Annotated in this window: 1 protein-coding gene; it reads right to left on the bottom strand. The window is 43.4% G+C overall.

Features of this window, described 5'->3' with window-relative positions; translation table 11 throughout:
• The coding region (locus AFM12_RS19390) for an Ig-like domain-containing protein (protein ID WP_131458509.1) at positions 1–1832 on the bottom strand (1832 nt) is incomplete at both ends.

Raw genomic sequence — 1832 nt, 5'->3', positions numbered from 1 at the left:
GTCACTGTCAATAGTGGTGGCTCATTGACAACTACACTTGCGGTGGCCGTACAACCATTTACATCTGTAACAGTTACGCTGTATGTATCTGCGACCAATCCAGAAATATCCTGGGTTGTTGCACCATTACTCCAAGAGTAACTAATCGGCTCGGTTGCATTTGAAACTGTAAGGTCAATGCTTCCATTAGACTCACCGAAACAATTCACATCTGTAGCCACTAAAGCAGCCGTGGTAGTACAAGGAATAACCGGTTCGTTATCCTCATCATCTTCACCATCTGTATCAACAGACTGATCATTTGGATTTGTATCTTCTGTACCTATAAGTCCATCGCCGTCAGGGTCAATACCGCTTTCCGGATCTGAATCAGGATCGTACTGATCAGCCGCTGTAATTTCTGCCAGATTATCAAATTCTACTCCTTCCTCAGGATAAAGAACTACAGCCTTGAAAGTAAGCAGAGGAATAGCATCATTTGGAATATTCAAACCAGACCATACAATGGTATCGTTTGAGAATATGCCACCGCCACTTATATCATGAATATTCAGGTAGCCGTTTGGCACGTAATCTTTAACCTGTACACCTGAACCGTCATTAGGACCAGCATTTCTAACCTCTATAGTGAAGACTACCGTATCACCAACATTTGGTGTCGGGTCATTTACCGTTTTCACTAAGCTCAAGTCTGCTACTTGAGGTAGTACCGGCTCGTCATCTGCATCGTCCTCATCGTCCGGGTCAATTCCGGTGTCGTTCGGATTATTATCCTCTGAACCGATCAGACCATCACCGTCGGTATCTGCATTATTCGTAGGATCACTGTCTGAATCATATTGATCCACTTCCGTAATCTTAGCTACGTTATTGTATTCAACACCTGATAATGGTGCCAGTACAACTGCGTCAAATGTCAATGTTTCAGTCGCTCCTGAAGCAATGGTTGCCACACTCCAGCTGATCGTGCTACCTGATTGTACGCCTGCATCACTGATATTGCTGATCGTGCCATAACCGTTCGGTAAAGAATCAACTACGACTACATTCGTCGCTGCATCAGGACCATCATTCTTCACATTGATTGTGAACGTTACCACATCACCTACATTCGGTGTGCCGTCATTCACCAACTTCACTAAGCTCAGGTCTGCTACCTGAGGTAGTACCGGCTCATTATCTTCATCATCTTCACCATCCGTATCAACACTTTGGTCGTTTGGATTTGTATCTTCAGTACCAATTAAACCATCGTTATCAGGATCAAGACCGGAATCCGGGCTAGAGTCAGGATCAAATGGATAGGCATCCGTTATCTCAGCGAGGTTATCATATTCTACTCCTTCCGTAGGTGCCAAAACAACCGCATCAAAAGTCAATATAGGAATGGCATCTGTAGGTACTGTCAAACCAGACCAAACTATTGTATCATTCGCATAGACTCCTGAATTGCTGATGTTATGAATATTGGAATAACCATTTGGCAAATAATCGCTAACCTCAACTCCTGTTGCATCATTCGGCCCAGCATTTCTTACTTCAATGAAGAACCTCACAGTATCACCGACATTTGGTCTCGGATCACTTACTGTTTTCACAAGGCTTAAGTCTGAGATCAATAAATAACCTGCATCTAATCGTGGATCATGTTCGCCACTGATTAGAGTTACTGTTTCTGTAGAACCAGTTGTAAGATTAGCATCGGAATCTTTATTAATATCGGTGAGATCTGTATTGAAACCACCAACATTTGGAGTCGTAAGCCCTGCAGTTGGATCACCATTTACAGTGGCCATCAATGGGAAGGTTACATAGTAGTCTCCCGGCTGAAG

Source organism: Jiulongibacter sediminis, assembly GCF_001306455.1.
Taxonomy (GTDB): Bacteria; Bacteroidota; Bacteroidia; order Cytophagales; family Spirosomataceae; genus Jiulongibacter; species Jiulongibacter sediminis.
The sequence above is the reverse complement of the archived record's forward strand: the minus strand, read 5'-3'. Positions and strand labels throughout refer to the sequence as shown.